A 25,868-nucleotide genomic window follows, 5' to 3' on the forward strand; every position below is an offset into this window, starting at 1 on the left:
GTGGGAGGGTTTAGCGTCTGCGGTGAGAGTCGAGGGATTGGAGGTCCTGGTGGGTACCGCCCGGATCGAGAGCACGGCGTACGGCGCCGCGGCTCTGGAGCGCCTGGAAGCCGTCGTCGCGCGGCTCAAGGCCGACGATCCGATGACCCCTGTCACCCTCCTCCTGCCGAACAACCTGGCCGGCGTGATCGCCCGCCGCCACCTCGCCCGGACGACGGTCGCCGGTCTGTACCTGGCGACCCTCGAGCGACTCGCCGAGCAGATCGCCGCGGGGCTGCTGTCGCCGCGACGTCCCGCGACCCGTCCGATCGTGGCGGCCACCTGGCGGACGGCGCTCGCGAAGGCGCCCGGCATCTTCGACGAGGTCGCCGAGCACCCGTCGACCATCCAAGCGCTTGCCTCAGCGCATCGCGAGCTCCGCGATCTCACCGAGCCGGCGCTCGACAAGGTCGCGAACGCCTCGGCGCTCGGCCCCGATCTGGTCCGCCTGCATCGGCACGTGACCGCCGAGCTGGCAGCGGACTGGTACGACGCGACCGATCTGCTCCGCGCCGCCGCGTCCCGGATCGCGGCCTCGCCTTCCACAGTCGACGAGCTGGGCGCACTGGTCCTCTATCTCCCGCAGGAGCTGACCCAGTCCGAGGCCGCGTTCGTCGCCGCGCTCGGCGAAGCGGCCGCCGATCTCACGGTGATCGTCGGACTGACCGACGTACGCCGCGCCGACCGCGCCGTCCGGCGATCGCTCGACCGGATCGGGATCGACCTGCCGACGTCGATCTCGAAGAACTATCCGGTCGCGACCGAAATCCTCAACGCGTCCGACGCCGACGACGAGGTGCGGTGCGTCGTGCGGGACGTCGTCTCGGCGTTGCAGCACACGCCGGCACACCGGATCGCGGTGCTGTACGCCGCGGCCTCGCCGTACGCGCGTCTGCTGCACGAGCACCTGGCGGCCGCGCGCATCGAGGTGAACGGTCCCGGCACGCGTCCGGTGCACGAGCGGGCGATCGCGCGGACGCTCCTCGAAGTCCTCGCGCTGGTCGATCAGGACCTGCCGCGAGCCGACGTGTTCCGCGCGTTGGCGAACGCGCCGACCCGGGACTTCACCGGCGAACGCATCCCGGTGCCGCAGTGGGAGCGGATGTCACGGGCGGCCGGAGTGGTGCGCGGGGACGACTGGGACACGCGGCTGGCTCGGTATGCGCAGTCGGAGCGGCGGACCGCTGACCAGGAGGAGGCGGCCGAGGACCCACGGCCGGCCGCAGTACGGCGCGCGCAGTACAACGCGTCGACGGCGGAGCGCTTGCATACGTTTGCTTCGACCTTGCGTCAACGGCTTGGGAGCTTGGCTGCGCTGGACACGTGGGCCTCACTGTCCGAGGGTGTGCTGCAGCTGTTCCACGACTTGCTCGGGGACTATTCGTCCTTGCCGATCGAGGAGCAGTACGCCGCGGCCGCGGTCGAGGGGTCGTTGAAGGGTCTGTCGACGCTCGACGAGCTCGGCACGCCGGCCAGTCTCGCCGTACTGCGGGATGTCCTCGACCTGGAGTTGCAGCAGTCGCTGCCCCGAGTCGGCACCTTCGGGACCGGCGTCCTGGTGGCACCGCTGTCGGCGAGTGTCGGGTTGTCCGCGGACATCGTGTACGTCGTGGGTCTGTCCGAGGACCTGTATCCGGGGCGCGTCCACGAGGACGCGCTGCTCCCCCATCGGGTGCGAGAGGCGGCCGCGCCGGAGTTGGCGTCGTTCCGGGATCGTCTGGACGAGAAGCAGCGGCATCTGCTGGTCGCGTTCTCGGCCGGTGCGCGGGTGGTCGCGTCGTTCCCGCGCGGCGATCTGCGACGGTCGTCGCGGCGGTTGCCGACGCGCTGGCTGCTCGGGTCGCTGCGCGAACTGACCGGTGATCACGCGTTGCCTGCGACGCAGTGGGACCGGTACGGCGAGGTGCTGCAGACGTCGGCGTCGTACGCCGGTTCGTTGACGACGGCAACGATGCCGGCCACCGAGCAGGAGTGGCAGACGCGGGCGGCGGCGGCCCGGCTGTGGGTTCAGGACGGTGTTCTGGTGCGGGCGCGGGAGTTGCTGCGAGGGCGTGCTTCGGCTGCCTTCACGCGCTTCGACGGTGACCTGTCCGGGGTTTCGGGGCTGCCCGAGTTCGCGGTCGAGGATCGGATCGCGTCACCGACGTCGCTGGAGTCGTACGCGACGTGCCCGCACGCGTACTTCGTCGAGCGGCTGCTGCAGGTGGAGCCGTTGGAGGCGCCCGAGGATCTGCTCGTCATCTCACCGATCCAGGTCGGGAACCTGATCCACAACAGTCTGGACGCGTTCGTGACACGGCTGGCCGGTTCGCTGCCGGGGTACGGCGAGCCGTGGACGGAGGAGCAGCGGTCGCTGCTGCTGGCGATCGGGGCGGACCTCGCGGACCAGTTCGAGGCGGAGGGCCTGACCGGGCATCCCCGGCTGTGGCAGCGTGAGCGGTTGCGGATCCTCGGCGACCTGATGGTGCTGCTCACCGACGACGACCGCTGGCGTGCGTCGCGGTCCGCGTCGGTGGTGGCCAGCGAGCTGACGTTCGGGTTCGACGGCGAGCCCCCGGTCGAGATCCCGGTGCCGTCCGGGCGGGTGCTGCTGCGCGGATCGGCCGACAAGGTGGACCTCGGCGCGGACGGCACGATCTACGTGACGGACGTGAAGACCGGCGGTTTCTCGCGGTACGAGGGCATCGAGGCGGACCCGGTCGCGGGTGGCACCAAACTGCAGCTGCCCGTGTACGCGTACGCGGCCCGCGCGCGGCTGGGTGAACAGTCCACCCCGGTCGAGGCGTCGTACTGGTTCGTCCGCCGCGGCGGCAAACGGATCCCGGTCCCGCTCACCCCCGAGGTCGAGGCCCGGTACGTCGACACGCTCGACGTGATCGTGTCGTCGATCGCGGCCGGGCACTTCCCGCCGAAGGCGCCCGAGGTGCCGGACTTCCTGTGGGTCCAGTGCCCGTACTGCAACCCCGACAGCCTCGGCCATAGCGAGGTCCGGGCGCGGTGGGACCGCAAACGCCACGACCCCGTGCTCGAGCGGTTGGTGCGGCTCATCGACCCGACTGCCTTGGAGGCCGTCGATGAGTGAACAGCTACTCGACGGGCCCGCTCGGGACCGGATCCGGTCGGACACCGACACCACGCTGTTCGTCGAAGCGGGCGCCGGATCCGGGAAAACGCACGCACTGGTCGAGCGGGTCAGCACGCTCGTGCTGCGGGACGGCGTACCGCTGCGAACGATCGCCGCCGTGACCTTCACCGAGAAGGCCGGGGCGGAGCTGCGGGACCGGCTGCGGGTCGAGTTCGAGAAGGCGCGTCGCAGTGATGCCGGAAAGCTTGCGGACGCGGCGCTGGACGATCTGGATTCGGCGTCGATCGGCACACTGCACGCGTTCGCGCAGCAGATCCTGCTCGCGCATCCGATCGAGGCCGGGCTGCCGCCGCTCATCGACGTCCTCGACGAGGTCGGCTCGTCGGTCGCCTTCGAAGAACGCTGGGCCGAGCTGCAGCAGCAACTGCTCGACGACGACTCGATCGCCGAGCCGCTGCTGCTCGCGATGGCAGTCGGGGTCGAGCTGAAGCATCTGCGATCGCTGGCCCGCCTGTTCGGCAACGACTGGGACCTGATCGCAGACCGGGTTCTGGTCGAGCCGCCGGAGCTCGTCGCGATGCCGGACCTCAGCGGCCTGATCGCCGCGGCCGCGCAGATCGGCGCGGCCGCCGAGTCCTGCCTGGACCCCGAGGACCGGCTGCTGCCGAAGGTCCAGCAGATCCGCGAACTCGGCCTGACGCTGGACGCGGCGTCCGATCAGGAGACCCAGCTCGCGCTGCTGCAGACGTTCCGCGGCCTGAAGGTGGGCCGGATCGGGCGCAAGGAGAACTGGCCGGACATCGCCAAGGTTCGCGCGGACTGCACCGAGGTCGTCGAGGTCGCCGGCTCGCTCGTCGAGCTGCTCCTCGACGCTTGCCTGCGGCATCTTTCGCACTGGATCGCGGAGCGGGTGCTGGAGTCGGCCGAGCTCCGGCGCACCGAGGGGCGGCTCGAGTTCCACGACCTGCTGGTGCTCGCGCGCGATCTGCTCCGGCGCGACCCCGACGTACGCGCGGACCTCCAGGAGCGTTTCGAACGGCTACTGCTCGACGAGTTCCAGGACACCGACCCGATCCAGATCGAGCTCGCGGTGCGGATCGCCGGCGGCGCCGACGCGGACGCCACCGACTGGCACGACGTCGAGGTCCCGGAGGGGAGGCTGTTCGTGGTCGGCGACCCGAAGCAGTCGATCTACCGGTTCCGGCGAGCCAACATCGCGACGTACCTCACCGCCCAGCAGCTCCTCGGCGAAACCGTCGCGCTCACCACGAACTTCCGCACAGTGCCGCCGATCCTGAGCTGGATCAACACGGTGTTCGGCACCCTCATCCAGGCCCACGAGTCCGCCCAGCCGTCGTACCAGTCCCTCTCCGCCCACCGCACCAACCCGACCTCGGCCGGCCCGACCTCCACCAGCCCTGCTGACGCCTCGCGCCCTGCACGCTCGGGTGCCGCCTCCGTCCCGCCACCCGATGCTCCCGTCAAGGGCGATCAGCTCTCGATGTTCGACCTCTCCTCAGACGCCGAAGATCAGGTGAGCGATCTCGCGGCCGTCCTCCCGTTCCGCCGGCGCGGCACCGACGTACCGCCCGAACCACCGGCCGAAGAAGACCCAGCGGCCGGTCCGGCCGTCACGATTCTCGGCGCCACCCCGCACGACGACCTGCCCCGCGCGCAGGCCTCCGTCCTCCGCGAACGCGAAGCCACCGACGTCGCCGCGGTCATCGAGGAGGCGCTCCGCGAAGGCTGGCTGGTGTACGACGACCGCGCGGAAACCTGGCGTCCCGCGGAAGCCGGAGACATCGCCGTCCTCGTACCGGCCCGCACCTCGCTCCCGTTCCTCGAAGACGCTCTCGACCGCGCCGACATCCCGTACCGCGCGGAAGCCAGCTCGCTGGTCTACCAGACCGCCGAGGTCCGCGACCTGCTCGCCTGCGCCCGCGCGCTCGGCGATCCCAGCGACCAGCTCGCCCTCGTCACCACGCTCCGCTCGCCACTGTTCGGCTGCGGCGACGACGACCTGTACACCTGGAAGGTCAACGGCGGCAGGTTCCTCCTCAACGCGCCGATCCCGGACTCGCTGCTGACCCACCCGGTCGGCGAGGCGATGGAGTGGCTCCGCCGGACGTACTACGCGGCGCGCTGGCTCACCCCCAGCGAGATCCTCGCGAAGATCGTCGCCGACCGCCGCATGCTGGAAGTCGCCGCGATCGGCCCCCGCGCCCGCGACGCCTGGCGCCGGATCCGGTTCGTCGTCGACCAGGCCCGCGCCTGGTCCGAGGTCGAACACGGCGGCCTCCGCTCGTACCTCGCCTGGGCCGCCCACCAGGGCGAGGAGACGTCCCGCGTCGCCGAGGCCGTCCTTCCCGAGACCGACGCCGACGCGGTCCGGGTGATGACGATCCACGCCGCGAAGGGCCTCGAGTTCCCGATCGTGATCCTGTCCGGCATGACTGCCTCCCCGAACCGTCAGCGCGGCGTCCAGGTCCTGTGGCCGCTGCCCGGCGGGTACGCGGTGAAGCTCAAGTCATCCGTCCAGACCGAGGACTTCGACCTCGTCCAGCCCGTCGACGAGCAGATGGACGACTACGAACGCCGCCGCCTCCTGTACGTCGCCGCGACGCGCGCCCGCGACCACCTGGTCGTCTCACTCCACCGCTCCGGCAACCGCCGCCACACGAGCAACGCCGAACTCCTCGCCACCGCCGGCGGCGTCGACGCACCCCACGCCACCCTGTTCACCGGCCCACCGGTCCCCGACCGCGAACCGACCGCCAACCCCGAAGTCACGCCACCGCTCTCCCGCACCGAGTGGGAAACCCGAGCCACCGCCGCGCGGTCGGCCAGCCGAGCCCACTCAGCCCAGTCCGCCTCAGGCCTGGAAGGCACCGCCCCACAACTAGCCCTGGCCACCCCCGCCTCGGAGCACCCCCGCGATGAGGGTTTCGCCGCCGACCCCTCCGACCCGGGCACCGCGAAGGGCCCCCGCGACCTCGAGCTCCCGCCCTGGTCCAAGGGCCGCTACGGCACAGCGATCGGCCGCGCAGTGCACGCAGTACTCCAGGTCGTCGACCTCTCCACCGGAGCCGGCCTCGAAGCCGCCGTCTCCACGCAGTGCCTCGCCGAGGGCGTCCTCGAGTACGCCGACGTCGTCACCGCGCTCGTCCGCTCGGCACTCGCATCCGACGTGGTGAAACGCGCCGCCGCCCGCGACCACTGGCGAGAGTCGTACGTCGGTACGGTGCAACCCGACGGCACCGTCCTCGAAGGTTTCGTCGACCTCATCTACCGCGAGGACGACGGCCGCCTCACCATCGTCGACTACAAAACCGACGCCATCCCCAGCGCGGCCCTGGACGCCCGAGTCGAGTACTACGCCCCCCAACTCCAGGCCTACGCGAAGATCCTCCCCAACACGGCCCCGCCCATCCTCCTCTTCCTCAACCCCAGCGGCGCCGTCGAACGCAGCATCTGACCCTCACTCGTTCAGGTAGCCGCGCAGGACTTCGATCCACCGGTCGAAGGCGTCGAGATGTGCGTCGTGACTGCCTCCGGCGATGTCCGCGCGCCGCGTACCGGGACGACGACGGATCAGTTCGTCCTTCTGTGCCCCGGTGAACATCCCGTTCTGGGCGAACACAGCCAGCGTGGGAACCGCCAGCCCCTCCCATTCCGCCCAGCGATCCGCCTGCACTGCCGCGATCGTCGCCTCCATCACATCAGCATCGAACCGCGGCCGCAGCCCGCCCGGCGTGCGCTCAAGGTCGTTGACCCAGGCAACCGCCAGCACGCCGTCGCCAAGGTACGACCGCGCCGAAGCTTCATCGGCGAACGGCACCGGCCACGAGGCAAAGTACTTCCCGATCTTGCGCGCCCCGTCAGGCCGTTCGTCGCCACCGGCGTTGCCCTCGAGCATCACCAACTGGTCGACCAGATCGGGTCGCGCCGCGGCCGTCAGCATCGCCGTGTGCGCCCCCATCGACTGACCGACCAGCCGGACCCGCTCCCCCGGGACGACTTCCTCGAGGACACCAACCACGTCGCCGACGAACGCCTCGCGCGAGACATCCACCGGTCGACGGGTGCTGTTCCCGTGCCCGCGCTGATCGATCAGCACGGTACGAAAGCTGTCCGCCAGCGCATCCGCAGTAGGCAGCAACTCCCGTGAACTACCGGCAAGCCCGTGCAGCAACACGACCACCGGCCCGTCACCGCCACGATCGGTGACAGCGACCTCCACGTCCCCACGCCTAATGATCACGGCCCATTTCACCTAAGCGAGCAGCCGAATCGCAAGCGCGACGATCAGCACACTCGACGCCAACGCAGTCACCAACCGCCCCAGCGCCCCGGTGAGCAACCGCCCAAGCAACGCACCACCGCCCGCAAGCACCAGCTGCCAACTCGCCGACGCCACAAACGCCGCCACCACAAACACGATCCGCTCGCCAACTCCCGCGACCCCGGACCCACCCAGCACGAGCGCAGCGAAGTAGATCACCGTCCACGGGTTCAGCATCGTCATCCCGAGCATCCCGAAGTACGCCGCCCACGCCCCAACCGGCGTCTCCTGCTGCAACGAATCGATCCGCCGCGCGCGATACCGCCGTACCGCCTTACCGGCCCCCATCACCGCAAGCCCGACCAGCACCACAACGGATGCCCACCGCAACGGCCCGACAACGGGCACCAACAGCGGAGCCAACAGGGACCCGGCCCCCGCAGCCACCGCCGCATAAACCCCATCAGCCGAAGCAACCCCGAGCGCAGCAAACGCCCCAACCCGCCACGAAGTACGAGCCGTCAACGCCACAAGATAGGTCCCAACAGGCCCAACCGGCAGAGCAACCCCAAACCCAGCCAAAAGCCCCGAGACCAAAGCCCCGATCACAACGGACCGAAGCTAGACCCCCACCCACAACGAGCCTGCTGCTGAACCCCAGCCACCAAGGCCACAGATCCCACCAGCAACAATCCAAAGCTCGTCGTCATCATCCCCCCATCATCAGCACCCACCCCCGCCCCCTCAACCCAATTACCGCCCGGGCCGGCGAGCTGGCGGGTTATTTGACAGCTGGCGTGCTATTTCAGGCTATCGGCGAAACAACCCGCCATCCCGGCAGCGACAGCGACAGCGACAGCGACAGCGACAGCGAGCCAAACACCAGCACCAACATAGGCCTCGGCTGCCAGCGGCCGCTCGTCTTCGCCCGCCGACTCGTAGATGAACCGTGCCTCGATGAGCGGATAGGCAGGTGGCACGGGCTCGTTCGAGTTGTGCTCGGTAGTCGGGTGCAAGGGGTGCGGTGAGAAGTGTCTCCAGAGACGCGCTGATGTCCCAGAACACGCGCTGCTCAGCCTGATCCGCAAAGCCGACCGGCTCGCCCGCATCGCCGGTCCGCAGCAACCAGTCGACCAACCCGAGTGCCTGATCCCGGGTCAATCCGAGCGAGATTCATCAGCCACCGCCGAGACCTCCATCGTTGAGAACGTTGCAGAGCTGACCGGGATCACCTGCGACCCAGCCGCGTCAGGCCGCCGGCCGGTCCCGTCATCAGCCGGCGTCCACCCTCACTGACTGTCGCGCTGCGCGCGACCGTCAATTCGAGACGCGGAGAATCTGCCATTGGCGAGGCTCCAAATCCATCGCCGAACCAACCTCCCTGAGCCGACCGACAGTATCGGCGCTGACCACGGAGTCGTGCTCGTGCAGTTGAGTACACAGCGTTTCGAATGCAAGGCCAGGTTCGTCGTAGTCGATGTACTCCCAGATGTCCTGCACCTCAGCCGGCAACAGAAGATGTGCAACCTCCAGCACTACTCCACGTAGCTTGCCATTGAGTTCGTCCCAATCCATTCGATCTATCCAATCGGAAAACCGGAGACGATGCCTCGCCCCAGAGGCTCGACCACGACGCGAATTTTGACCCCGTCTCGGACGCCTTCGACTATGTAACGCACCGGAGCCCCACCATGAGTGAAGTCTGCCCCCGCCGGTCCGGTCTGCTGCTTCCATTGGAGGGACGGATCAGTGGCAATATCCGAGATCTCGTACATTATCTTGTCCTCTGACCAACTCTTCGGAAACAGAGACTTTCCAGGCTTCCCGGGCCACATGTGCCCTCCGCCCGTCGCATCGCCGTGCAGAATGTGGTTCCGCCGGGCGGCGCTCGCCAGATCTGCAAATCGCTCAGCGTCAACCGTGATCACAGATCCCGCGCCTGCCGGTCGCCCAACTCTGCCGAGGGCTGGGAAGCGGCTGGCGACGAGAGCGACACCTACGTCGGCTAACAGTTGAGAGCAGTTTCCTTTGAGGACGCAGGCCTCGGAGTCCAGGATGCCTGCTGTGCCGGCGGAGATTACGCCGGTGGCTGAGGAGACTTGGAGGAGGATGGGGATGGCGGGGGCGCAGGCTCGGGCTACGGTGCAGATTACGGCGCCGCCGAGGGCGGCTGTGGAGATGTAGCCGGAGATGTGGGAGACGTCGGTGAGGGTGCCGTCGATGCCGTCCAGGCCTTGTAGGTCTGTGGATTTCAGGGGGTTGGCGGCGGTGTAGGCGTAGGGGTTGGCGGAGCCTGCCTGGTCGGTGGTGAGGAAGGTGCCGGTGGTGGGGTTGTACTCGCGTTGGCCCAGGAGGTAGTTGCCGGTGGGGAGTTTGAGGCCGCCGATGTAGGCGGGGGTGGGGCCTGAGGGCGTCTGGGTGGTTGGGCCGGCCCGGGTCAGGCCGTAGGGCTCGTAGTTGGCGGTTGTTGCTGTGAGCACCGAACCGTTCGGGGTGGTGGTGAGTGCGGTTCGTGCGGTCGGGGTCTGTTGGGCGAGGAGGCCGGAGCCGTACAGGTAGCGGGTGGGTTGCGAAGCTCCTGCAACGCTCAGGATTTGCGGGGAGAGTGGGTCCCAGAGGTAGCGGGTGGTTTGGGAGCCGGTGGTGGAGGTGGCTCGGCGGCCGTCGCCGGTGTGGGTGTAGCTGGTCTCAACCCCTGCGGTGGTTGAGGTACGGGGTTTGCCGGCGGCTGACCACGTGTAGGTCGTGGTGCCGTCGGTGGTGAGGTTGCCGTCGGGGTCGTAGGTGTAGGTGCGGGTTGTTGGCGGGGTTAGCGGGTAGTCGGCGGGTGCGGTGATGGAGGCCTGGAGTTCGTTGGCGGGGCCGTAGAGGGACCAGGTGCTGCCTGACGGGCGTTTCTCCCAGGTGCGGTTGCCGTTGGCGTCGTAGTCGTAGCGGATGTAGTCGGTGGCGGCGTCGCTGCAGTGGTCGACGCCGTAGCAGGCGGCGGTCAGGCGGTTCAGGGCGTCGTAGCTGTACGACGTCTGGCCGGCCACCGTGTCGTCGGTGCGGAGGAGGTTGTCGGCGGAGTCGTACACCGAACTGATCGTGCGTAGCGGGCTGCCGCGTTGAGCGAGCGCGAGGGTGGTGGTGCGACCGCGGAGGTCCAGCCGCTCGGTCTTCGTCAGCCCGCCTGGTTGGGTTGTCGTGATCGTGCCGCGGGCGGCGTCGTAGCGGTACGACGCGAGTGGCTTGCCGTCAGCGGCGGCTGAGGTCAGGCGATTGGCCGCGTCCCAGGTGTACGACTCGGTGTGGCCGGCTGCCGTCCGTCCGACGAGGTTGCCGACGGCGTCCCAGCGGTAGGACACGGCGCCGGCCGACGTGAGTTGATCGAACGCGTCGTATCCGAAACGGGTCGTACCCAGGCCGTCGGTCATCGACGTACGGCGGCCTGCTGCGTCCCAGGTGTAGCTGACCACAGGTGTCTTGTCGGAGTACGTGATCCGGAGCGGTGCACCGCGCGCGTCCAGGGCGAAGGAAGCCGTCTTGCCCGAGGGGAGCGTGGTGCGAATCAGTCGGCCGGACTTGTCGTACGCGAACTTCCAGGTGCGACCGCCGTACGTCGTCGAGGTCGTCCGGCCGGCGCCGTCGTACTCGAACGTCTGCGAACGGCCGCTGGCGTCAACGGTCTCCGTGACCCGGCCGGAGGCGTCGAAGGTCGTGGTGGCCTCGGGCAACGATGGTCTGGTGACGCCGACTACCGCGCCGGCATCGTCGTAGCGCAGTTTGGTGGTGCCGCCGCGGGCGTCGACCAGTGTCGCCGTGCGGCCCTGGCCGTCGTACGTCTGGCTCGTGGAGACATCAAGTGGTCCGTGCTGCGAGAGCGGCTGGTCGTCGTCGTTGTAGGCGATCGTGCTGACCGCACCACGCGGTGAAGTCGCCTTGATCGGACGTCCCCACCCGTCGTTCTCGAATCGCGTCACCTGCCGCAAGGGATCAGTGACCGCAACAAGATCACCATCGGCGGAGTACGAATAGCGCACCACGCGGCCCAAGGAGTCGTGGGAGGCCGTGACCAGCCCGCGTGAGTCGTAGCTGACCGACGAGGTGCGACCGGCGTACGACGTGCCGGTCAGGTTCCCGCGGACGTCATAGGTGTACGTCGTACGCCGCCCGAGCGGATCCACCGTCGCGACAACGTCGTTCGCAGCGTTGTAGGTCCGCTGCGTCACGGCACCGACCGCATCGGTCGAGGCGATCACCCGACCTAGGGAGTCGTACTTGTGCCGAGCGCCGTGCCCCAGGCTGTCGAAGACCCGGATCAGATTGCCGTCGGCGTCGTAGTGGAACGTGGCCGTGATCCCGGTCGGATCGGTTTGGCGGATCAGCCAGTTCCGCTCGTACTCGTTGATCCACTTCCCACCCGTTGGATCGGTCATCGTCGAGGTGCCGCGGATCCCCTTGGTCTCCCAGGACCATGTCGAGCGACCGCCCTTGGCGTCGGTCTGCGCGACGACCCGCCCGTCGGCGTCGTACTCGGTCACGTACGCCGGCTTCGCCGCATCCCCCACCGTCTCGGACGTCAGCCTCCCCTCGGAGTACTCGTACCGCGTGCGCACCCCACCCGGCGACGTCACCCCGACCAGCCGCCCGTCGGCGTACTCGTACCGCACCGTCCGCGGCGCTACGCCGGGCCCCGACAACCGCACCGACGCGATCTGCCCCGATGAGTTGTACTCGTAGGACAACGCGCGCCGCCCGTTCGCGACCGTCCGCACGCGTCCCGCGGCCCGCGCGATCGTCACGCCTTGACCGTTGCGATCCCGGATCGCCTGCAACTCACCGGCCGCCGAGAACTGCATCCGCACCTGGTCGATGCTCGTCAGCAGGTACGTCGACCCCGACCGCGCCAGCGTGAATCGAGCAGCGCCCGGCTCCACGGCGAACCCGGTCCCGTGACGCGCGAACCCGATCTCCCGCCCGTCGGACGCCAGATAGCGAACACCACCCGACGACACGACGAGCTGGTCCGAGTACGACGCACGCCACCCGGCACCGAGTGTGCCGGCGGATCCGTCGTTCGAGTTGTACGTCCGGGTCACCGCGAGCGGTACGCCGAGCGCCGTCACCGAAGCGTCCGTCTCGACGGCGGCCAGTGCGCCCGTCAGCGAGTTGACGGGATCGGACTGCATCGCGAACGGCCCGAAGAACGCGCGCGCCTGCTTGTCCGGGAACACGAACCCGGGCGCACCGGCGTAGATCATCATCGACGCGGACGCCGACCCCTTGCCGTTCGTCAAGGACACGGACAGCAGGTTCGGCGAGCCGACGAACTTGCAGTCGAGTGGCACGAAGACCGACCAGCTCAGCGACTGGGTCCGCGCCGGCTTCGGTTTGGGCACGTTCTCGCAGGGCCAGTGGTCGACCTGCCACGTGCGGGTGTCGGTGATCCGGAGGTAGCAGAGGTCGATCGTCAGGTTGAACGTGCGGGCCTGGAACGTGAAGGTGAGCCCCGTGCCGGCGTGGGCCATGCCGCCGTCGAGGGCGACCTCGGTGCCGGTGCTCAGGACCTCGCCGTTCGCGGAGACGGTCATGTCCGGGTGCAGACAGGGGTACTCGTCCGGGCGGGCCGCCTGCGCGACCGGTGGGACGGGCACGAGCAGGAGGACCGCCAGGACGAGCGTGAGAAGCCGGTTCCGCACAGTTCGCCTCCGCTCAGTCGTGGGGTTGTGACAGAGAGTTTACGGAGTTCGGCGGGCCGGAAGACCGGATGATTACAGGTTGTGGATAACGGGCAGTGACTTTGGCGTGCGGGGGGCCGCGGAGTCGCTACGATCTCCGGAAACAGGTGAGGAACGTTCGAATGATGGTCCGCCCGCTGGCGGGTCTGCCACCACAAGTGTGAGGGTGTGGCTCATGAACATCGGTACCCGGAAGATCGTCGTCGACGAGGCGATCGCGCAACTGCGGCTGTACGCCGAGACCAACGGCGCCGTGCTGCAGTACTACGACGGGCTGCCGGGTATGACTACCGTCGGTGGCTCCGACCCGAATCGGGTCACGTTCGAGGACCTGGGCCGGATCATGGTGATCGGCGCCGACCTTCGGGTGCTCGACATTCCCTGGCTGCTCGAGGTGGAGGCCGAGAAGGAGCTCGCCGCGATCCCGGTGGACGCGCGTCTCGAGGACGCGGCGCCGGGCACCGAGCTGTTCGAGGCGGCGATGGCGCTGGACGACAAGTTCACCGGCCACCGCGGGTTCGGGCACGCGAAGAAGTCGAAGCTGCTGCACCTGAAGCGGCCGTACCTGTACCCGGTGACCGACAGCTTCATCCGGATGACCTACGGCTCGGCGTCGGCCGGGGCCGAGTTCCTCAAGGCGGTCCGCGAGGACCTGGTGAACCCGGCCAACGTCCGCGACTTCAAGCTGCTGCAGGTCCGCCTGATCGCGGAGCCGGCGACCAGCGCCGCCCGTCTGCTCGGCGAGGTGCCGACGCTCCGCCTGCTCGACATCCTCGCCTCCCTGCTGGGCGAAGCGAAGTAGGACCTACAGGACGCCGAGCCGCGCCAGCGGCTCGACCAGTTCGCGTTCCTCGTAGGACAGGTGCGACAGCAACGTGTCGTCGAGCAGGTCGACGGCCGCACGCAGACCGTTGATGTCGCCTGATCCGTCAACCAGCGCGACGAGTGCTTTGTCGACACCTTCCAGTACGTCGTGAATGATCTTGTGCTCCTCCTGCAGCCGGTCCACCACCGGCGCCAGGTCGGGGTCGGCACGGCGTAGGTGCGGGAACAGCGACGCGTCCTCGAGCGAGTGGTGCGTCGTCACGAGCCGGCAGTACGACTCGCAGTAAGTCCCGAGCGTCCAGTTGTTCTGCCGCATGGTCATCGTGTTGATGTGCGACCGCGCAGCACCGACGCCCAGCGTCCCTGCGGCGACCTGCTCGACCAGGTCGCGTACCTGGTCGAGCTCTGCACGCAGGTGGTCGTGTACGTCGATCAGATGCTGACCGGACTGCAGCTGGTACGGCGTGTAGGTCCGCGACGGGTCATGCGCCGGACCGGTCGGCCGCGCGGACTCATCCAGCACCTGTACGGCGCTACGTCGTACAGCGGGAGGTGGTGTCGGTACAACGCCGAAGCCAGCCGGAGCAACCGACCGCGCCACCACAGCCCCCGACCGAGCCCCAGACCGAGCCACCGCAACGGCCTCGCGCACACCAGTTGCCACCTCAGCGAACCGCCGGATGTCGTCCGGGTTGTCCGAGGCAAGGATGTAGGTGCTCATCCCCTCCCCCAGCGTCAGCTCGGTCAGCTGGTCGATCCACAGCTCCTCAGGCCCCTGCAGGAACCCGCCACCACCACTGAAGACACCAGAGACGTTGTAGAGCCGCCGCACCGCAGCAGGATCCCTTCCAGCCTCCACAGCAGCCTCGTCGATGATCTTGTTCATCGCGGACAGCTCGTCCGGTCCGGCGTACCCGCTGCTCGGGAGCCAGCCGTCCGCCAGCCGTCCGGTGAGTGCGAGCATCCGCGGCTTGTATGCGCCCAGCCAGATCGACACGTCGTGAGCGGGCACCGGACCGCGCTTCGCACCGGACACCGTGTAGTGCTTGCCGGCCAGCCGGATGCCGCCGCCACCTGGCGTCCAGACCTCGCGCATGATCGCGATGGCCTCTTCCAGCGCGGCGATGCTCTGTCCGGTGGTCAGCCGCGGCCCACCGTTCGCTGCGACCGCGTCGAGGAATCCGCCGGCGCCCAGGCCGAGCTCAACGCGCCCACCGGTGATCAGGTCCAGCGTTGCGACGCTGCGCGCCAGGACGACCGGGTGCCGGAGCGGGAGGTTGGCGACGTTGGTGGAGACCTTCACCCGCTCGGTGTGGGCTGCGACGACGGACAGCAGCGTCCAGGCGTCCATCAGCCGCGGCTGGTACGGGTGGTCCTGGAAGGTCACCAGGTCGAGGCCGACCTGCTCGGTCAGCTGGGCCAGCGCGATCACGCGGTCCGGGGCGTCGACCGTGGGGGTCAGGAACGTGCCGAAGACCAGCTCGTGGCCGTAATCCATGATTCACCTTCTCGAAGTGGGTTCGGGAGCAAACTACTTCGATAGGCGAATAATCTCAACTACAGAACATCTACTGCCGGATGAGCAGTCCGAACGCGTCCGCCGGGCTCATCCCCTCGCCGCGGGTGTACGCCGCCTGATACGCATCCGGACCCAACGCAAGCGAGGCCGCGGCGATCGCCCGGGCGAGATCCTCCGCCTCCGTCGAGGCCATCAGGTAGTTCTCGGTCGCCCGCGTCGCGGACGCACTCCCCAGCAGCGTCGCGGCGAGCGCCTTGTCCGGGTGCGAGGCCGCGATCCCCTCCAGCGACCAGCACATCCCCCGCAGCGAGTCGAACTCCTCCGAGACCCGGAAGGCCTCCAGATGCAGCTCCAGCGCGTCGTCCGGCCGGCCTTGGAGCTCCCTGACGAACCCGAGTTCCACCAGGACGATCGACAGATACAGCACCGACTCCGTCTGCAGGCGGGCGACGTCGATCAAGGCCTGCAACCGCTCCGAGGCCTCGTCGAGCGCGCCGGAACGACGAGCCGCGAAGCCGAGCACCAGCTCCGCCAGGGCCTGCGTCGCGCGCTGGCCCTGCTCGGCCGCCAGCCGCAGCGCACGCTCGCCGTACGCCCGGGCAGGCTCGTAATGTTCTCGCCGGATCGCCGTCCAGCCGAGCATTGCCAGCGCACCGGCGACCTCCGGCCACAGCCCGATCTCCTCCGCGGCCTCGGCGCCTTCGAGATGCAGCCGCTCCGCCTCGTCGAAATCGCCGACGAGCTCGGCGTGGGCCCCGAACCAGCCCGTCGCCTGCAGCACACCCCACCGGTCCCCCAGCGCCCTGAAGATCCCGATGCTCTGACACGCATCGTCGTACAGCGCCGGCAGGTCCGCTCGCACGTGAGCATGCTTCGCACGCGCAGCCAGCACTGCCGCCACGCCCCACTGGTTCCCGTCGGCCTCGAACGTCTTCAGAGCCTGCTCGAGCAGCGACAGACAGGCGGAGAGGTCGCCGACGTCGCTGGCGGCATGGGCGATCCACCACTGCCCCATGGCATCGGCGCTGTCCAACCAACGGTCCCGCTCCGCGGCAGCGTCTGGGTGCCCGAGCAGGTACATGAACCCGGCCCGCCACACCCCAGCGCGGGCAGAACCCGGGACGGTGTCCAAAGACCGCATGGCCTCCACATGCCGACCACGCAGGAACCAGTACCAAGACAGCGCGTCCACAAGCCGTTCAGCGAGGTCCAGCTGCCCTGTGGTCACTGCACGATCCAGAGCGGTCCGGAAGTTGGCTGAGTCCTCGTCCAGCACCTGCAGCCACTTGCTCTGCTCGTCACCGAACAGTCCCGGCCGCGCCGCCTCAGCCAGCGACACGTAGTACGACAGGTGCCGCTGACGCGACGACTCCAGCTCACCGCTGACCCGCAGCTTCTCTACGCAGTACGCCGCCACCGACTCGAGCAACCGGAAGCGACCACCATCGACCGGTACGACGAGCGACCGGTCCACCAACCGCACCAGGACATCCAGTACGTCGTCCTCGCCGCAGACAGCCGCCGCAGCGTCCGCCGTACAGCCATCTGCATGTACGGCGAGCTGCCGCAGCACGGACTGCTCCTCCGGCGCGAGCAGCTCCCAGCTCCAGTCGATCATCGCGTGCAGCGTCTGCTGGCGTGGCGCAGCACCGCGGTGTCCTGTCGCCAGCAGCCGGAAGCGGTCGTCCAGCCGCGCTACAAGCCCACGGACCCCGAGCGCTCGTACTCGCGTCGCAGCGAGCTCCAAGGCGAGCGGGATCCCGTCCAGCCGCCTGCACAGTACGGCGACATCGGCAACGGTCTCGTCCGTTAGAGCGAAGCCACGTGACGCAGCCGCCGCACGTGTCACGAACAGCTGCGCCGCACTGCACTCGCCGACGACCTGCACTCCACCCGACAGTGGCGGCACAGACAATGGCGGCACACTCCACACCACTTCGCCTGCGAGACCGAGCGGCTCACGGCTTGTCGCCAGGACACGTAGCCCTGGAGCAGCAGCCAGCAATCGGTCTGTCAGCACGGCGACCTCTTCGACGATCTGCTCGCAGTTGTCCAGCACGAGCAGCCGGGTCCCCATCACCGAAGCCAGTCGATCGACCACAGGGGTGCCCTCGGTGTCGCGGAGATCCAGAGCAGCCTGCACCGCGTCCGTGAGCGAGTTGGCGACCGACAACGCGTCAGGAGTCACGGCTGCCAGCTCCACCAGCACGACGCCGTCCGCGAACCGGTCCGCAACCTCAGACGCGGCCGCGAGTGCCAGGCGGGTCTTGCCGACACCTCCCGGACCAGTCAGCGTGACCAACCGTGATGTGCCCAAACAGGCACCTACCTCGGCCAACGCATCGGTGCGACCGATCAACTCCGTCAGCTGCGCAGGAAGGTTGCTGCGTGCGTGCGGCAGCTCCTGAGCGAGGATCGACTGCTGCAGCGCCACCAGCTCCGGGCTCGGGTCCAGCCCAAGGTCCTCCAGCAGCAGTTGCCGTAGCTCCTCAAAACTCTCGAGTGCCTCGGACTGCCTTCCGGACCGGTAGAGCGCCTTCATGTGCGCGGCTCGGAGCCCCTCACGCAGCGGGTGCTCTTTCACGAGCGCTGCGAGGTCCACGACCGGTAGATCGGCTTGCTCGAGAGCAGTCAGTCGTAGATCGGTCAGCCGAGCCACAGCGGTCTCGACGAACGCTTCGTCCGCAAAGTCGGCGTACGCGGGACCACGCCACAACGCCAGGGCCTCGTCGACCGAGCCGGCAGCCAGCAACTCACCGAACTGCAGAGCGTCGTACGTGCCAGCAGAAACGACCAGCGAGTAGCCGGCCGGACCAGACTGCACCAGTGAACGGCTGCCGGGCTCCGCGTCCTCGAAGGCCCGCCGCAGCTGGGACACCTTCGCCGACAGCGTCCCGGACGGATTACCGGGCAGTTCCGACCCCCAGAGGTCGTCGATGAGACGGTCCGCGGGCACAGGTCGGCCCTCGTGCACCAGCAGGTTCGCCAGCAGTGCACGCACCTTCAGCCCCTGGATGACCACGGGGGTCCCCGCGTCCGTCCACGCCGTCACCGGTCCCAGTACCCCGAAGCGCATGACGGCACCTTATTCCGGTCCGCCCGAAAGGACCGGAAAGAAACCGTAAACCCCTTCCGGCAGAGTCTGTGTCAGACGGAAGGAGGACGCAGATGCGACTGGCAGTGATCATCGGCAGCACCCGGCGCGGCCGGTTCGGACCGACCGTGGCGCACTGGCTCGCCGAGCAGGCAGCCAAGCAGTTCGAGATCGACCTGGTCGATCTGGCCACCGCGAACCTGCCGGCCACGCTGCCCGACGCGGACGACGAGACACCGCGGGAGGTCGCCGTACTGAGCAGCAGGCTGGCAGCGGCGGATGCGTTCGCCGTGGTCACACCGGAGATCAACTGCAGCTTTCCGGCGACGCTGAAGACCGCACTCGACTGGTACTACGAGGAGTGGCACGCCAAGCCGGTAGCGATCGTCAGCTACGGCCGGGAGAGCGGCGGCTGCCACGCCACCGCACAGCTGCGGCAGGTCTTCTCGGAGCTCCAGGCCGTCACCATTCGCAATACTGTCGCACTGCCCTGCTACTGGGAGCAGTTCACCGCCGACGGCGGTTGGCCCCGGGCCTCCGCCGGCTACGAGGCAACCGCCAAGCTCATGCTCGACCAGCTCGTCTGGTGGGCCGAAGCACTACAGGACGCCCGAAAGCGGCGTCCGTACCAACCCTGAGAGGAAAAGACCCATGAGGAAGCTGATCGAGTCCACGTTCGTCACCCTGAACGGCGTCATCGAGGAGCCGCAGAACTGGAGCCCGCCGTACTGGGACGAGGAGCACATGGCCTACAACCAGTCGCTGATGGAGGGCGTCGAGGGACAGGTCCTCGGCCGCCTCACCTACGAGGGCTTCGCGGACGCCTGGCTGTCCCGGGCCGGCGACCCGGTGGCCGACATCTTCAACGCGATGCCGAAGTGGGTGGCCTCCCGCACGGTCACCGAGTGGAAGTGGAACGCGCAGCCGCTCGAGGGCGACGTGGCCGACGCGGTCCGGAAGCTCAAGGAGTCCGAGGGCGGCGACCTGATCAAGTACGGCACCGGGGAGTTCTCGAAGACGCTGCTGGAGAACAAGCTCGTCGACGAGTACCACTTCTGGATCTTCCCGGTGGTCGCCGACGGCCCGACCATGTTCCAGGGCGCGGGGATCGACATCACCCACCTCGATCTGCTCGGTACGACGACGTTCAAGTCCGGCATCGTCGTCCACAAGCTCGCACCGAAGGCCTGACAATGAGCGAGCTGAACGCGGAATATGCCCGGCGGGCGATCGTCGAACACAGTCGGCGGCTGGCGGAGTCAGCCGTCGCCGCGGGACCTGACGCCGCCGTGCCGACGACCCCGGAGTGGACCGTCGCCGAGTTGGTCGAGCACGTGGGCCAGACCCACCACTGGGTCGCGGAGATCATCGAGCGGCGCATTTCCGACCCCACTCAGTTGCCGGCGACGGACATGGCGGTGCTCCCCACCGACCCTGGCGAGTGGGTGACGTGGCTGTCGGAGTCCGCGGAGCGTGTCGCGAAGGCTTGCTCCGACGACGCGTTCGACGCCCCGGTGTTCAACGCCGCGGGGGACGAGCGCTCCGGGACGCAGTTCTGGATGACCAGCGTTCTCAACGAGTCGGTCGTCCACGGCGTCGACGCGGCCAACGCCGCGGGCCGGCCGGCCGACATCGACGCCGATGTCGCCGACGCGCTCATCACCAACCACCTCAGGATGCTGACCTCCCCCACCTGGGAGATGCAGCGGCCTCAGTCCGCCCACGCGATCCGGGGCACGGGACAGACCCTGCTGTGGCAGGCGACCGACGGGGGTGCTTGGTTCGTGGAACGGCGCCCTGAGGGGGCAACGTGGAGGACGGGGACCGGGGAGGCCGACGTGACGGTGACGGGTCCGGCGCAATCGCTGTTGCTGACCTTGACCCGACGACGCTCTCTCGTCGACCGAGAGGCGACCGGCATCACGGTCGACGGCGAGGCCGACCTGGCGCAGCACTGGCTCGACAGCACCGCCCATGTAGCCGACTGAACGCACGCACCGCGCAGCTCGCACCGAAGAACCGACCTCCGGCCGGTCACCCGTAGCAGGGTGGCCGGCCGGAGGCTTGTTCGCGAGAGACCGTGGGTACCGGTCGGGGCACGGGGGATCGAGGCGGCGCTGGGGACCGTCTGCCAGGGATCTTCGCGATCGGCCGATGCGGATCGCGGATCCACACGTGCGATCCGACTGGAGTTCTGATGGGTACCGTCCTGACCATCGTGATCATCGTCGTGGTGCTGCTCGCGGCCGCGGCGTTGTTCTACCTGTATCAGCGCAGACGCTCGGGAGAACTGCAGCAGCGGTTCGGCCCGGAGTACGAGCGCACCGTCGAGGAATCGGGTGATCGTCGCAGCGCGGAGCGTGAGCTGCGCGGGCGCGAACGCCGGGTGTCGCGGCTGAACATCACGCCGTTGAGCCGTGAGTCCGCGCAGACGTATCGCGCCGAGTGGGCGGAGGTGCAGCAGAGCTTCGTCGACCGTCCTGCCGGGGCCGTCGCGGACGCGGATCGGCTGGTGCTGCGGATGATGCGCGAGTCCGGGTATCCGGTCGACGAGTTCGGCCAGCGGGCCGATGACGTGTCCGTCGAGCACCCCGCCGTCGCCATGCATTACCGCGAGGCGCACCGGATCGCTGTCGCGCAGGCCCGTGGCGACGCCGATACCGAGGACCTGCGGCACGCGGTCACGGCGTACCGCCAGCTGGTCGAAGCCCTGCTGGACGACAGCGAGAACACCTCCCGCAGCACGAATACCAAGGAGCAAGCATGACTACCCCTGACCGTCGCGACGTCCCCCTCGACGACGACCGAATGCTCGACAACGACGACCTCGAGACCGACCCCGACCTGCGCGGCAACCGCGGCCTCGACGACGACCGCACGACAACCGAGCCGAACGGCCGTACGACGACCGACGACCTGAAGGATCGTACGACGACCGGCGACCTGAACGACCGTACGGCGGATGAGTCGAACGGACGTGCTGCGGCGGATGAGCCGTTGGTGGCGGCGGATGCGGCTGTGGACTATCGGGCGCGCTGGGAGGTTGTGCAGCAAGGGTTCGTGGATGACCCGCGCAACGCCGTCAGCGAGGCCGACAAGCTCGTCGACGACGTGCTGAAGAACCTGGCGGACGGGTTCGACCGCCAGCACCAGGGACTCGAGCAGCAGTGGTCGAACGGCGAGCCGTCGACCGAGGATCTCCGCTCCGCGCTCCAGCGGTACCGCGCGTTCTTCCAGCGCCTGCTGACGTTGTAGCCACAAGAGTGCTGCCGGTACGACGCCGTACCGGCAGCACCCGTTCGATCTACGGCGCGATGTTCTGGTTCAGATGGAACACGTTGCTCGGGTCGTACTTGCGCTTGACCTCGGCGAGCCGGTCGTAGTTCTGCCGGTAGTTCTCCCGGATCCGGCCCTGGTCGTCGTCGGCCATGAAGTTGATGTACCCGCCGGCCTCGGAGTGCGGCGCGACGTCGTCGTAGTACGACCGCACCCACTCGATGTTGGCCTCGTTGGCGGCCGGGTCCGGCCACATGCCGGCGATCACGGTCGCGAAGTTCGCGTCCCGGTAGGCGAACGCGGTCGCGTCGGCCGTCACCCGGTGGCAGGCGCCGTTGATCGGGTAGATGTGCACGGTCGAGTTCACCGACGGGAGGCCGGGCGCGTGCCGTACGTGCGCCTGGATCGCCTCGTCGGTCAGCTCGGTGACGAAGTTCGCTTTCCAGTAGTGCTGCAGGCCGGGCGGTACGAGCGCGTCGAAGGCGCTGTTCAGCGCCGGGTACGGCATCGGGCCGACGTGCTCGGCCATCACCGGCGCGAACTCGCGGAACTTCGAGATCTGCGCCTCGCCCTCGTCCAGGTCGCCGGCCCAGCAGCCGACGATCGCCGCGAACGGCTCGCCGTGCCGGTTCTCCGGGATGAACGGCAGCGGCGGCGCGATCTGGAACGCCGGGAACCCGCCGAGCTGCTCCGGTGCGTCCTTGATCAGTTCCCGGAAGCCCGACAGGACGGCTACCGCGTCGGACATCTCGAAGAACATCGGGCCGCCGTAGATCGTCGACACCGGCGCCAGCCGGAACTCGAGCGCGGTCACCACGCCGAAGTTGCCGCCACCGCCGCGCAACGCCCAGAACAGGTCCTCGTTCTCCTTCTCGCTCGCGATCAGGAACTGCCCGTCCGCGGTCACCACATCGGCCGAGACGAGGTTGTCGCACGACAGCCCGAGGCCCCGGTCGAGATACCCGATCCCGCCGCCGAGGGTCAGCCCGCCGACGCCGGTGGTCGAGATGATGCCGCCGGTGGTGGCCAGGCCGAAGGCGTGCGTGGCGGCGTTGAAGTCGCCCCACGTGGCGCCGCCGCCGGCCCGCGCGGTGCGGTTCACCGGGTCGACCCGGACGTTCCGCATCCCGCTCAGGTCGATGACGAGACCGTCGTCGACCGTGCCGAATCCCGGCACACTGTGCCCGCCGCCGCGGACCGCGAGCTCGAGCTCGTTCGTCCGCGCGTAGTCGATCGCGGCCATCACGTCACCGGCGTTCTCGCACCGGACGATCACCTGCGGCCGCTTGTCGTGCATCGCGTTGTTGACCCGGCGCGCCTCGTCGTACCCCTCGTCGCCGGCCGTGAAGACCTGTCCGCGCGTGCGTTCTCTCAAATCGTCGATCACTGTTCACTCCCCGAACCACTGCCGCCTGTCGCAGAGCAGCGCGCGTCCGCAGAACACGACGCACACCGCGCAGACCGGTCGTCGCCGTCGAGCGCAGCGCGAGAACCTCACCCCAGAAAGCGTCTGACCCCCGACGGGCGGCCGGCCCTCCCCCAGACTCGCCCGTTCTCCCCGACCCTCCCAAGCAGGACCCGGTTTCGTCAATCCCCAGACAGCGTGCTGAGCAGGCGGCCCTGGGCCTGCTCGAGGTGGTAGGCCAGGTGCTCGGCCGCGGCGTCCGGGGCGCCTTCCTCGATCGACTTGAGGATCGCGGCGTGCTCTTCGGCGACCGTGGTCGGCGCAGCCTTGCGGTGCGCCTGGTACTGGCCCATGGTCAGCTGCACCTCGCCGATGATCAGCTCGTGCATCCGGGTCAGCCGGCGGCTGCCGACCGCGGCGACCAGCGCCGTGTGGAACGCGATGTCCGCCTCGACCTGGTTCTCGAACAGCCGGTCGCGTGCGGCGTACTCGATCGCGACCTGGGCCCGGGCCGCGTCGGCCGGCACCTGACCGGTCGCGGCCAGCGTGGACACCGCCGCCTTCTCGATCGTGATCCGGCTGAAGAACAGGTCCCGGATCTCGGCCTCGTCGAGCACCGGGACGACCGCCGTCTTGTGCGCGGTACGCCGCAACAGGCCGAGCGCCGTCAGCCGCTCGAGGGCCGCCTTCGCGGTCGGCCGGGCGACGTTGTACTCCGTGGCGAGCCGGACCTCGGTGAGTTTCTCGCCCTGCGGGATCTCGCCGTTCACGATCCGTTTGCGGATCGACTCGTAGAGCGCGTCGGTCAGCGAGGACGGCCCGAGCTCGAGACGCGCTTCGGTACTCACAGCACCCCCTCCACAACAAACTGGTCTGGCAAGTGTACTGGCCTAGTAACCCGCGGCCTTGTCCACCACGTTCCGCAACGGCTCGCCGCCGGTGAAGCGGCGGATGTTGTCCGCGACGATCTCCTGATGCCGCCGGAGGGTGCCGTCGCTGGTGGCGCCGTTGTGCGGCGTGACGACGACGTTCGGCAGCGACCAGAACGGGCTGTCCGGCGGCAGCGGCTCCACGCCGTGCGCGTCCAGGCCGGCGCCCGCGATCTGCCCGGTCCGCAATGCCTCGAGCAGCGCCTCGTCGTCGGCGATCCCGCCGCGCGAGATGCAGATGAAGTACGCCGTCGACCGCATCCGCGCGAACGCGTCCCGCCCGAAGACCCCGAGGGTCGAGGGCGTCCGCGGCGCCGTCACCACGACGAAGTCCGACTCCGCGAGCAACCGGTCGAGATCGCACAGCTCGTCGACGTTCGGCGATGGCTGCCCAGAACGTCGCCGTACGCCGAGAACGCGCATGTGGAACGCTTTCGCCTTCGCGGCGAGGTCGAGGCCGGAGTTGCCGAGACCGTAGATGCCCACGGTCCGGCCGGCCAGCTCGCCGTGGCGGTAGTGGTCCCAGCGGCGCTCGGCCTGCGCGCGCATCCACCGCGGTACGTCGCGGCTCAGCATCAGCATCAACAGGATCGAGTGCTCGGCGAGGGAGATCCCGCCGTTGCCGGCGCTCGAGGTCAGGACGACAGGCGAGGCGAGCATCTCCGGCGTGAGGTCGGCGTCGACCCCGGCCGACGGACTGTGCACCCAGCGCAGCCGCGGCGCCTTGGCCAGCACGTCAGGCGGCACGCGACCGATCACTGCCTCCATATCCCCGTAGACGTCCGAGGCGTCGGCCAGCGTGTCGACGAAGCGCACCGACACCTCCCCGGCCGCCTCGACGTACGCCGGCGATTCCTTGCCCACTACAACGATCATCACTTCAGTCCCGTCGTCGCGATACCGCGGATCAGGTACTTCTGGGCCACGGCGAAGAAGATCAGGATAGGAATCAGTGAGAGCAACGACATCGCGAACAGCATCCCCACCCCGCTCTGGGTCTCGGAGTCGACCATCGAGTTCAGCGCCACTGGTACCGTGAAGACCCGGGTCCTGGTCAGGTAGATCAACGGTACGAAGAAGTCGTTCCAGGTCCAGATGAAGGTGAAGATCGTGGTCGTCACCAGCGCCGGCCGCATCAGCGGCAGCACGACGTACCAGAAGGTCAGGAACGGGCCGGCGCCGTCGATCCAGGCCGCCCGGTCGAGCTCGCGCGGCAGCGTCCGGATGAACTGGACCATCAGGAAGACGAAGAACGCGTCGGTGGCCAGGAACTTCGGGATCAGCAACGGCCAGTACGTGTTCACCAGGCCGAGCTGCGAGAAGAAGATGTACTGCGGGATCACGAGCACGTGGAACGGCAGCATCACCGAGGCGAGCGTGATCGCGAAGTACGTCCTCCGCATCCGGAACTGCAGCCGGGCCAGCGCGTACGCCGTCAGCGAGCAGGAGAACAGGTTGCCGGCGATCGAGGCGAGCGTCACCACCAGCGAGTTCACGAAGAACGCCGAGAACGGCCGGTTCAGCGCGTGCCAGCCGTCCTTGAAGTTCTCGAACGTCAGGTCCTTCGGGATGAGGCCCGGCTCGGTCAGGATCTGCTCGGGCGGTTTGAACGCGCTCACCACCATCCACACCAGCGGATAGATCATGATCGCGACGAACACGAGCAGACCCACATGCTTCAGACGTGTCATCAG

At 68.6% G+C, this 25,868-nt stretch carries 18 protein-coding genes; 8 read left to right on the forward strand and 10 right to left on the reverse strand.

The genetic code is table 11. From position 1 onward, the window contains the following. The first annotated feature begins 49 nt into the window (after positions 1–49). Both E0H92_RS43410 and E0H92_RS43415 read left to right on the forward strand, forming a co-directional pair. Positions 50–3,121 carry a PD-(D/E)XK nuclease family protein gene (locus tag E0H92_RS43410; RefSeq protein ID WP_131500420.1) on the forward strand — a complete coding sequence of 1,024 codons (3,072 nt, stop codon included), beginning with the start codon at positions 50–52 and terminating at the stop codon, positions 3,119–3,121. Further along, on the forward strand, positions 3,114–6,599 hold the full coding sequence (locus E0H92_RS43415) for a UvrD-helicase domain-containing protein (protein ID WP_131500421.1): 3,486 nt from the start codon (positions 3,114–3,116) through the stop codon (positions 6,597–6,599). The genes E0H92_RS43410 and E0H92_RS43415 overlap by 8 nt, the downstream gene beginning before the upstream one ends. Before the next feature lie 3 nt (positions 6,600–6,602). On the opposite strand, the gene E0H92_RS43420 is transcribed toward E0H92_RS43415, so the two are convergent. From E0H92_RS43420 to E0H92_RS43435, 4 genes are all read right to left on the reverse strand, one after another. Further along, positions 6,603–7,364, reverse strand: a complete 762-nt coding sequence (locus tag E0H92_RS43420; RefSeq protein ID WP_202874129.1) for an alpha/beta fold hydrolase — start codon at positions 7,362–7,364, stop codon at positions 6,603–6,605. 33 nt (positions 7,365–7,397) lie between these two features. Beyond that, positions 7,398–8,015 (reverse strand): LysE family transporter, encoded by a 618-nt coding sequence (locus E0H92_RS43425; RefSeq protein WP_131500423.1) that lies wholly within the window; start codon positions 8,013–8,015, stop codon positions 7,398–7,400. Between the two features lie 708 nt (positions 8,016–8,723). After that, on the reverse strand, positions 8,724–8,981 hold the full coding sequence (locus E0H92_RS43430) for a MafI family immunity protein (protein ID WP_131500424.1): 258 nt from the start codon (positions 8,979–8,981) through the stop codon (positions 8,724–8,726). 5 nt (positions 8,982–8,986) lie between these two features. Continuing rightward, the gene (locus E0H92_RS43435) at positions 8,987–13,087 is read right to left on the reverse strand and encodes a DUF6531 domain-containing protein (protein ID WP_131500425.1); all 4,101 of its coding nucleotides are present in this window, start codon (positions 13,085–13,087) and stop codon (positions 8,987–8,989) included. A gap of 214 nt (positions 13,088–13,301) precedes the next feature. On the opposite strand from E0H92_RS43435, the gene E0H92_RS43440 reads away from it, so the two are divergent. Further along, positions 13,302–13,928, forward strand: coding sequence for a DUF6308 family protein (locus E0H92_RS43440; RefSeq protein ID WP_131462926.1), 627 nt, complete (start codon positions 13,302–13,304; stop codon positions 13,926–13,928). 3 nt (positions 13,929–13,931) lie between these two features. Here the strand turns inward: E0H92_RS43440 and E0H92_RS43445 are convergent, their stop codons facing one another. Together E0H92_RS43445 and E0H92_RS43450 are read right to left on the reverse strand one after the other, a co-directional pair. Next, complete coding sequence (locus E0H92_RS43445; protein WP_131500426.1) at positions 13,932–15,449, reverse strand: LLM class flavin-dependent oxidoreductase; 1,518 nt, start codon at positions 15,447–15,449, stop codon at positions 13,932–13,934. Between the two features lie 70 nt (positions 15,450–15,519). Continuing rightward, entirely contained in the window at positions 15,520–18,546 is a 3,027-nt protein-coding gene (locus E0H92_RS43450; RefSeq protein ID WP_131500427.1) for an AfsR/SARP family transcriptional regulator, read from the reverse strand. A 92-nt stretch (positions 18,547–18,638) separates the two neighbouring features. Here E0H92_RS43450 and E0H92_RS43455 point away from each other — a divergent pair, with 92 nt between their 5' ends. The 5 genes from E0H92_RS43455 (at position 18,639) to E0H92_RS43475 (ending at position 21,819) form a co-directional block, all read left to right on the forward strand. Further along, positions 18,639–19,202 carry an NADPH-dependent FMN reductase gene (locus tag E0H92_RS43455; protein ID WP_131500428.1) on the forward strand — a complete coding sequence of 188 codons (564 nt, stop codon included), beginning with the start codon at positions 18,639–18,641 and terminating at the stop codon, positions 19,200–19,202. Between the two features lie 13 nt (positions 19,203–19,215). Then, the gene (locus E0H92_RS43460) at positions 19,216–19,755 is read left to right on the forward strand and encodes a dihydrofolate reductase family protein (protein WP_131500429.1); all 540 of its coding nucleotides are present in this window, start codon (positions 19,216–19,218) and stop codon (positions 19,753–19,755) included. Between the two features lie 2 nt (positions 19,756–19,757). Further along, a complete protein-coding gene (locus E0H92_RS43465; protein WP_131500430.1) occupies positions 19,758–20,552 on the forward strand; it encodes a maleylpyruvate isomerase family mycothiol-dependent enzyme in 795 nt (264 codons plus the stop codon). A gap of 209 nt (positions 20,553–20,761) precedes the next feature. Continuing rightward, positions 20,762–21,331 carry a hypothetical protein gene (locus E0H92_RS43470; RefSeq protein WP_131500431.1) on the forward strand — a complete coding sequence of 190 codons (570 nt, stop codon included), beginning with the start codon at positions 20,762–20,764 and terminating at the stop codon, positions 21,329–21,331. Then, positions 21,328–21,819 carry a hypothetical protein gene (locus tag E0H92_RS43475; RefSeq protein WP_202874130.1) on the forward strand — a complete coding sequence of 164 codons (492 nt, stop codon included), beginning with the start codon at positions 21,328–21,330 and terminating at the stop codon, positions 21,817–21,819. Before E0H92_RS43470 ends, E0H92_RS43475 begins: the two co-directional genes overlap by 4 nt. A gap of 49 nt (positions 21,820–21,868) precedes the next feature. Here the strand turns inward: E0H92_RS43475 and E0H92_RS43480 are convergent, their stop codons facing one another. The 4 genes from E0H92_RS43480 to E0H92_RS43495 all read right to left on the reverse strand — a co-directional run bounded on the left by E0H92_RS43480 (position 21,869) and on the right by E0H92_RS43495 (position 25,865). Further along, complete coding sequence (locus tag E0H92_RS43480) at positions 21,869–23,227, reverse strand: FAD-binding oxidoreductase (protein WP_238173847.1); 1,359 nt, start codon at positions 23,225–23,227, stop codon at positions 21,869–21,871. 200 nt (positions 23,228–23,427) lie between these two features. Continuing rightward, positions 23,428–24,093 (reverse strand): GntR family transcriptional regulator, encoded by a 666-nt coding sequence (locus tag E0H92_RS43485; RefSeq protein WP_131462919.1) that lies wholly within the window; start codon positions 24,091–24,093, stop codon positions 23,428–23,430. Positions 24,094–24,135: 42 nt separating this feature from the next. Further along, complete coding sequence (locus E0H92_RS43490; RefSeq protein ID WP_131500432.1) at positions 24,136–25,050, reverse strand: D-2-hydroxyacid dehydrogenase; 915 nt, start codon at positions 25,048–25,050, stop codon at positions 24,136–24,138. Further along, positions 25,050–25,865, reverse strand: coding sequence for a carbohydrate ABC transporter permease (locus tag E0H92_RS43495; protein WP_131462917.1), 816 nt, complete (start codon positions 25,863–25,865; stop codon positions 25,050–25,052). Before E0H92_RS43495 ends, E0H92_RS43490 begins: the two co-directional genes overlap by 1 nt. Positions 25,866–25,868 lie beyond the last annotated feature (3 nt).

The sequence above is a fragment of the Kribbella speibonae genome (genome assembly GCF_004331375.1).
GTDB classification, from domain to species: Bacteria; Actinomycetota; Actinomycetes; order Propionibacteriales; family Kribbellaceae; genus Kribbella; species Kribbella sindirgiensis.

What these genes read in the sequence shown, in the direction of transcription:
- E0H92_RS43415 (WP_131500421.1), top strand. Translation starts at nt 3,114, where the DNA reads ATGAGTGAACAGCTACTCGACGGGCCCGCTCGGGACCGGATCCGGTCG.
- E0H92_RS43430 (WP_131500424.1), bottom strand. Translation starts at nt 8,981, where the DNA reads ATGGATTGGGACGAACTCAATGGCAAGCTACGTGGAGTAGTGCTGGAG.
- E0H92_RS43440 (WP_131462926.1), top strand. Translation starts at nt 13,302, where the DNA reads ATGAACATCGGTACCCGGAAGATCGTCGTCGACGAGGCGATCGCGCAA.
- E0H92_RS43445 (WP_131500426.1), bottom strand. Translation starts at nt 15,449, where the DNA reads ATGGATTACGGCCACGAGCTGGTCTTCGGCACGTTCCTGACCCCCACG.
- E0H92_RS43450 (WP_131500427.1), bottom strand. Translation starts at nt 18,546, where the DNA reads ATGCGCTTCGGGGTACTGGGACCGGTGACGGCGTGGACGGACGCGGGG.
- E0H92_RS43455 (WP_131500428.1), top strand. Translation starts at nt 18,639, where the DNA reads ATGCGACTGGCAGTGATCATCGGCAGCACCCGGCGCGGCCGGTTCGGA.
- E0H92_RS43460 (WP_131500429.1), top strand. Translation starts at nt 19,216, where the DNA reads ATGAGGAAGCTGATCGAGTCCACGTTCGTCACCCTGAACGGCGTCATC.
- E0H92_RS43465 (WP_131500430.1), top strand. Translation starts at nt 19,758, where the DNA reads ATGAGCGAGCTGAACGCGGAATATGCCCGGCGGGCGATCGTCGAACAC.
- E0H92_RS43470 (WP_131500431.1), top strand. Translation starts at nt 20,762, where the DNA reads ATGGGTACCGTCCTGACCATCGTGATCATCGTCGTGGTGCTGCTCGCG.
- E0H92_RS43475 (WP_202874130.1), top strand. Translation starts at nt 21,328, where the DNA reads ATGACTACCCCTGACCGTCGCGACGTCCCCCTCGACGACGACCGAATG.
- E0H92_RS43490 (WP_131500432.1), bottom strand. Translation starts at nt 25,050, where the DNA reads ATGATCGTTGTAGTGGGCAAGGAATCGCCGGCGTACGTCGAGGCGGCC.
- E0H92_RS43495 (WP_131462917.1), bottom strand. Translation starts at nt 25,865, where the DNA reads ATGACACGTCTGAAGCATGTGGGTCTGCTCGTGTTCGTCGCGATCATG.